This window comes from Frankia sp. CcWB3, from assembly GCF_977927595.1.
In genome coordinates this window covers 1-6,534 of the sequence record NZ_CDWRCK010000235.1, presented here as the reverse complement: position 1 = coordinate 6,534, position 6,534 = coordinate 1, and the positions used below count along the sequence as shown (strand labels likewise).

At 70.0% G+C, this 6,534-nt stretch carries 6 protein-coding genes; 3 read left to right on the top strand and 3 right to left on the bottom strand.

From position 1 onward, the window contains the following. Positions 1-134 precede the first annotated feature (134 nt). Entirely contained in the window at positions 135-2,129 is a 1,995-nt protein-coding gene (acs, locus tag ACY5KJ_RS16160; RefSeq protein ID WP_462188917.1) for an acetate--CoA ligase, read from the bottom strand. Positions 2,130-2,413: 284 nt separating this feature from the next. On the opposite strand from acs, the gene ACY5KJ_RS16155 reads away from it, so the two are divergent. Both ACY5KJ_RS16155 and ACY5KJ_RS16150 read left to right on the top strand, forming a co-directional pair. Then, positions 2,414-2,542, top strand: a complete 129-nt coding sequence (locus ACY5KJ_RS16155) for a hypothetical protein (RefSeq protein WP_462203748.1) — start codon at positions 2,414-2,416, stop codon at positions 2,540-2,542. 16 nt (positions 2,543-2,558) lie between these two features. After that, the gene (locus tag ACY5KJ_RS16150) at positions 2,559-3,335 is read left to right on the top strand and encodes an enoyl-CoA hydratase/isomerase family protein (protein WP_462203746.1); all 777 of its coding nucleotides are present in this window, start codon (positions 2,559-2,561) and stop codon (positions 3,333-3,335) included. Between the two features lie 61 nt (positions 3,336-3,396). On the opposite strand, the gene ACY5KJ_RS16145 is transcribed toward ACY5KJ_RS16150, so the two are convergent. Continuing rightward, a complete protein-coding gene (locus tag ACY5KJ_RS16145) occupies positions 3,397-4,467 on the bottom strand; it encodes an endonuclease/exonuclease/phosphatase family protein (protein ID WP_462203745.1) in 1,071 nt (356 codons plus the stop codon). 169 nt (positions 4,468-4,636) lie between these two features. Beyond that, on the bottom strand, positions 4,637-6,028 hold the full coding sequence (locus ACY5KJ_RS16140) for a transcriptional regulator (protein WP_462203743.1): 1,392 nt from the start codon (positions 6,026-6,028) through the stop codon (positions 4,637-4,639). A gap of 301 nt (positions 6,029-6,329) precedes the next feature. Here ACY5KJ_RS16140 and ACY5KJ_RS16135 point away from each other — a divergent pair, with 301 nt between their 5' ends. Then, positions 6,330-6,476 (top strand): hypothetical protein, encoded by a 147-nt coding sequence (locus ACY5KJ_RS16135; RefSeq protein WP_462188914.1) that lies wholly within the window; start codon positions 6,330-6,332, stop codon positions 6,474-6,476. Positions 6,477-6,534: the final 58 nt, after the last annotated feature.

Below are 6,534 nucleotides of genomic sequence, written 5' to 3'. Positions count from 1 at the left end.
TCGGGTTGGAGTACTAGACAGTGCCGGCGACGTCGACACACCCGGGTGCGGCCAGCTGGTCCCGGCCGGGAAACAACTGTCATGTCGACCCGATGACAGCCAGAATTGTCCGGAACCGGGGACCGGAACCGCTCTTACTCGTTGTCTCGGGCGGTGCCCACCTTGGCCGCGAGCGCGGCCATCACCGCGGGGTCGCGCAAGGTCGTGACGTCGCCGAGTTCCCGGCCTTCGGCAATGTCACGCAGCAACCGGCGCATGATCTTACCGGACCGGGTCTTCGGTAGGTCGTCGGCCCAGATGATCCGCCGCGGCCGGGCGAGCTTGCCGATCCGCCTGGCCACGTGCTCGCGCAGCTCGGCCTCGTCGCCCGAGCGGTCACCGGCGAGCGTCACGAACGCGACGATCGCCTGGCCGGTCTGCTCGTCGTACTCTGCGACCACCGCCGCCTCGGCGACGGCCTCATGGGCGACGATCGCCGACTCCACCTCCGCGGTGGACAGCCGGTGCCCGGACACGTTGATGACGTCGTCGATCCGCCCGATGATCCAGAAGTAGCCGTCAGCGTCGAGGCGCGCGGCGTCGCCGACGACGTAGGTCGACGGGCCGAAGCGGGAGAAGTACGTCTTGACGAACCGCTCGTCGTCCTTGTAAAGGGTGCGCAGCATGGATGGCCATGGCTTGGTGATCACCAGGATTCCGGTGCCCTCGGTGACCGGCTCGCCGTCCTCCGAGAGCAGCGCCGGGCTGATACCGGGCAGCGGCAGGGTCGCCGAACCCGGCTTGGTCGACGTCACGCCGGCCAGCGGCGAGATGAGCACGGAGCCGGTCTCGGTCTGCCACCACGTATCGACGATCGGGCAGCGACCACCGCCGATGACCACGTGGTACCACAACCATGCCTTCGGGTTGATCGGTTCCCCGACCGTGCCGAGTACCCGCAGCGAGGACAGGTCGCGCCGACCGGGATACCGCGCGCCCCACTTGATGCACGTACGGATCGCCGTCGGCGCCGTGTAGAACACGGTGACCTTGTACTCCTCGATGAGCCGCCACCAGATGTCGTAGTCGGGGTAGTCCGGCGCCCCCTCGTACATCACGCTGGTCACGCCGTTCGACAGCGGGCCGTAGACGATGTAGGAGTGCCCGGTGATCCAGCCGACGTCCGCGGAACACCAGTAGACGTCGGTGCCCGGGTCGATGTCGAAGACCGCCCGGTGAGTGTAGGTGGCACCGAGCAGGTAACCCGCGGTCGTGTGCAGGATCCCCTTCGGCTTCGCGGTCGATCCGGAGCTGTAGAGGATGAACAGGGGATGCTCCGCGGACAGCGGTTCCGGCGGGCAGTCGGGCGCCGCCGCGGCCAGCAGTTCATGGTACCAGACGTCCCGGCCCGCGGTCATCGGCGCCCCGGTACCGCCCGGCCCGGGCACGACCACAACGTGCTCCAGTGCCGGGAGGTCACCGAGCTCCGCGTCGACGGCGGCCTTCACCGGCGCCGTCCGCCCTTTGCGCCGCGCGCCGTCCACGGTGATCAGCACCTTGGCGTCGGAGACCTCCATCCGCTCCCGGACCGCGGACGGCGCGAAACCACCGAAGACCACGTTGTGGACCGCGCCGATCCGGGCGCAGGCCAGCATCGCGACGGCCACCTCGGGAATCATCGGCAGGAAGATCCCGACCACGTCGCCGGCGCGCACGCCGAGCGAACGCAGCCCGTTCGCCAGCCGCTGGGTGTCGGCGAGCAGGTCCGCATAGGTGACGGTGCGCCGCTCTCCCTCCTCCCCGTGCCAGTGGAAGGCCACCCGCTCGCCGCGCCCGGCCGCCACGTGCCGGTCCAGGCAGTTCTCCGACAGGTTCAGCGTCCCGTCCGCGAACCAGGTGTAGAAGGGCGGGTTCGAGTCGTCGAGTACCTGCGTGAACGGCGTGTGCCAGGTCAGCAGCTCCTCGGCCTTGCGAGCCCAGAACGCGTTCGGGTCCGCCTCGGCGGCGGCCCGGTCGGCGTCCATCGGCCGGCGCCGGGTGAAGGCCGCCGACGGGTCGAAACGCTCCACTGACAGCAGGCTCTCCAGGGTCGCCTCGAGATCGGCGACGTTCTCGAGACCGGTCGGGACGCTGACACCTGTGTCGGCCACGGCTCCTCCTGGGTCGGCTCGGGACGAACAGCACGGTCATACTCTGCCCCTCGGTCTACCACGAAGGCCCGTCAACTCTCAGGAGTTGCGCGGCAGGTTCCGGCGGTCGGCAGGTTCCGGGAGCGAGAGTCGGCAGGTTCCGGGAGTGGGAGGGGACCGACTGGTGGCCGACAGTTGGTAATGTCCGCTACTTCCGGTTAGGGGCTAGTGCGCCGGCTGGAACCAAGTGATCCCCGAACCCGATCGGGAGATGATTGATGAAGATCAGCTCGTGTCGGCCTATCGTGACGACCGACACCTACAGCGACACCGAAACCATCCTCAAAGCCGGCGCCGTCGACGATCTCGGCGGGCCGGGGCGGGGTGGGGAACGCCGGGGTGCCGGACGCCTCGCCGGTCGTCGAGGGGCCTGAAGCGGGAGGAATGCGGATGAGTGTGGTGCGGCTCGAGGTTGACGGCGGGATCGGCACCATCCGGTTAGACCGGCCGCCGATGAACGCGCTGGATTCCACGGTCGCCGCGGAGCTGCGGACCGCCGCGGTCGAGGCGACCCGGCGGTCGGACGTCCGCGCGGTGGTGCTCTATGGCGGGGAGAAGGTGTTCGCCGCCGGGGCCGACATCCGGCAGATGGCGCCGATGGGTTACGCCGAGGTATCCGCCTGGGTGGGCGATCTGAACTCCACCTTCGAGGTCGTGGCCCGGATCCCGAAGCCCGTGGTCGCCGCGGTGACGGGCTATGCCCTGGGCGGCGGGTTGGAGCTTGCCCTGTGCGCGGACGTGCGGGTCCTGGCCGAGGACGCCCGGGTCGGCCAGCCCGAGATCCTGCTCGGAGTGATCCCCGGTGCGGGGGGCACCCAGCGGCTGCCGCGCCTGATCGGCCCGTCCCGCGCCAAGGACCTCATCTTCAGCGGCCGGCAGGTCCGGGCGGCCGAGGCCGCGGAGATCGGCCTGGCCGACGCCGTCGTTTCCGCGGGTGAGGTGTACGTGCAGGCGAAGCGGATCGCGGGCCGGTACACGAACGGCCCGGCGATGGCGCTCGCGGCGGCGAAGCACGCGGTCGACGACGGCGCGGAGATCGCGCTGGCCGAGGCGCTGCGCCTGGAGGCGGCGCTGTTCGCCGGGCTGTTCGCCACCGAGGACCGGCGGATCGGAATGGAGTCCTTCCTCGAGAGCGGGCCCGGCAAGGCCGACTTCATCGGCCGCTGACCGGAACCCCGTGCGGTGCCTGTGGTAGGGGTCCCCGGATGGCGCCGAAGGCGCCAGGGGGCTACCGCATGGCCAGGTCGGCGATGACCGGCCGGTGGTCGCTGCCGAAGTCGCCGCCGACCTCGAAACCCGTCACCGCAAACGCGGGTGAGGCCAGCACGTGGTCGATGCGCAGCACGGGCGGCAGGATCAGGCTCTTGGAGTTCCAGGTCGGTTGCCACCCGCCGCCGACGACGTCGTGCGCGTCGCGTACCCCCGAGCTCACCAGCCGGCGGAACGGCCGGTGGTCCCGGGTGGCATTGAAGTCGCCGGCCATGACGACCGGCAGCGTGGCGTGCTCGAGTTGCGCGCGCAGCGTGTCGAGCTGGGTCCGCCACTGGTCGGTGTAGGCGCTGGTCGTCGGTGAGATCGTGTGCACCGCGTACACGACGAAGCGTCGACGCTCATCCACCTCCACGGTGGCCCGCAACGACATCGATCCGCCGACGACCGGGGCCGCGGCGTCGTGCAGCGGGAAGCGGGAGAACACGGCGGCGCCGAACGCACCCGGCTCCGGGTACACCTCGCGGTACCGGTAGCTCGCCAGCGCCCCGGACGAGGTGACCCGCGCCAGGGTGAGCGGGGAGAGCTCCACGAGGACGAGCACGTCCGGGTTCGCGGCGCGGATCTGCGTGCCCAGTCGGTCGGCGCGGTCGTTGTAGTAAAGCAGGTTTGCCGACATCACCCGCAGGCGCGCGGCACCCTGCGGGGCCTCCTCGGCGCCGCCGGGGAGAACCTCGGGCAGGGTCCAGAACAGATGGATGGCGATCAGGGCCATGGAGATGATCATCAGCAGGTTGCGGCGGAGTGCGAAGGCCACCGCCACGGTGGCGTAGGCCGGGAGGTAGAGCAGTTCGGTCCCGGCGTTGATCGCGGAGTAGGGCCAGCCCACCGCATCGTCGAGATGGGCCAACCGGCCGAGGGCGACCCCCCCGAGCCCGGCCGCTGTGACCCACGCGACGATCACGACCAGGGGGCGGACCGGGAAGGCCGGGCGCGGCCGGGGCTCCGGGGCGGCGACCGGGATGTTCTTGTGCCGGGAGATGGGGTCGATGTCCGGCACGGCGGAACCGGACTCCTGCGCGGAACTCACTGCACTAGAGTGCCCGGCTGGCAGGGCTGTCCGGGAGGCGGGTGCTCCCGGACAGCCCGTTCGGTGGTGAGACGTCGGTAACGGTGGGGCCGATGGCCGTGGCTTGCCGGCGCCGGGAGCCGTCGGCGCTGAAGTCGTCGGCGCCCGTGCGACGGCTATCGGTGACCGGTCAGGTGGCGGCTGTGGCGTCGGCGGTGGCGCCGACCAGTGGGCGCGCCCGTTCGTGCCATTCGCGGACCGCCACCGTCGGGTGCGTGTCGAGCTCACGGTCCAGCTCCCGCAGCTTCTCGGTGACCCGGGAGGACGGCAGCTGCCCGGCGACGGAGACGGCTCGGTAGCCCGCCTCCAGGGCGGCCTCCAGGTCCGGAGTCGGTCGGCGCAGGTAGGCCAGGGCGAGGTCGGCCTCGGCGTAGCTGCGGGTTCGGGCGCGCGCCGCGCCCTGCAGGCTCCGGGCCTCGAGCAGTTTCGTCTCGGCCGGTCGGGCGCGGCCCAGCAGTAACAGGCAGTGACCATGGCACTCGGCGACGCCGCCGGCGTTGTAGTGGCCGGCCCAGGACGGTCCGTCGTCCCCGTCGCTGCGCGCGATCGCCCGGTCCATCTTGTCCAGGGCCTCTATGCAACCGGCCTCGTCACGGTTGCGTGCCAGCGCCCAGGCATGCTTGTCGTGCAGCATGGCCTGCACAGCATACGAGGAGTGCCGCACCGCGCGGCCGAGGGCCGCGCGGGCCAGGGCGAGGCTCTGCCGGGGATGGCCCAGCCGGGCGGCCTGGTCGCTCATTGCGGACAGCACCCGGCCGGCGAGCATGGCGTCGTCGGCGTGCTCGGCGAGGCTGAGGGCCTGGATGTAGTAGCGCTGCGAGAGGGCCTGCCGGTTGCTGTCCTGGGCGAGCCACCCGCTGAACTGGGTCAGCTCGGCCAGCGCACTGAACAGGTAGAGGCTCGGCCGTCCCTCCCGGGCGGCCCGGGCCCGGTCGTGCAGAAAGGCGACGACCTGAGGCCGGATCTCGTCGCCGCCGAACTTCGCGTCCAGTCGGCGGAAGGTCTCGGTCATATCCCGGATCACGGTGCCGGCGGAGGCTCCCGTCGGTTCCGGCCCGACGATCCGGTCAACCACTCCGGTGAGGCTGGAGAGGACCGGATCGGCGAAGGCCGATGCGATGAAGGCCGTTCCGTCGTGTAACAGGTCGCGTCGCCGCATGTCTCGTCCCGATAGTCCGGCAAGGGTGCTGAGGGTCTCGGTGGGTGCGTTCGAGCTCGACAGCCCGAGGTCGTCGCGTTCATAGGACTCCCCGCGCCAGCCCAGATCCACCGGCCGGACCGGGTATCCCAGGGCCGCGGACATCTCGGCCGCCGCGAGTTCGGCGACCATCGGGTCACGCGGCCGCATCCCGCGACGCCAGTGACCGACGGTGGTCCTGGCCAGGCCCAGTTCGATCCGGCGTTGATGGCGGGCGCGGGCGTTCACCTGCCGGGCGAACCGGGTGTCGGATACCCCGGCCTCCCGCAGCAGGCGCGCGAACTGGGTCACGGGAGAGGGATTTTCAGACGACGTATTCGACATGTGTCCCCCGTCTAGGTAAAGGTGACTTAAATCCACAATGTCGGTGCCTTGCGCACCTCTTGGGCAGAAAGTAGCCGAGCAGTCACCTTGCAAGGAAGAGGGTGTGCATAACCCGGCCGGAATGCACGACGAGTCGGGACCGATGCCTCTAGCGGATCCCCGGATGGCCGGTAAAAGAAGGTGCGGAATATCTCAATCGGTTACGGAAAGCGGCGGATCCATTTTCTGCACATACATCTGCATGGGAGTCGAAATGAAATAACTTGCGCGTTTCGAACCCTCCACGGGCCTGTGACCTGCGATGATGCTCTCGATCACGTATTTGTTACTTCATTACGTCCCCATGGCGCGTCTGCGCGCCCCGGGGGGGGTGCGGAGGGCCGGAGAGGGGCCCGGACGGATCGTCATCGGGGGCGTCTTGTCCCGCTCTGGGGGGAAGCGGCCGTGACGATGCATCCGGCCGGGGGTATGGTTCCGCCCGGCCGGACGGACTAGTACTCCAACCC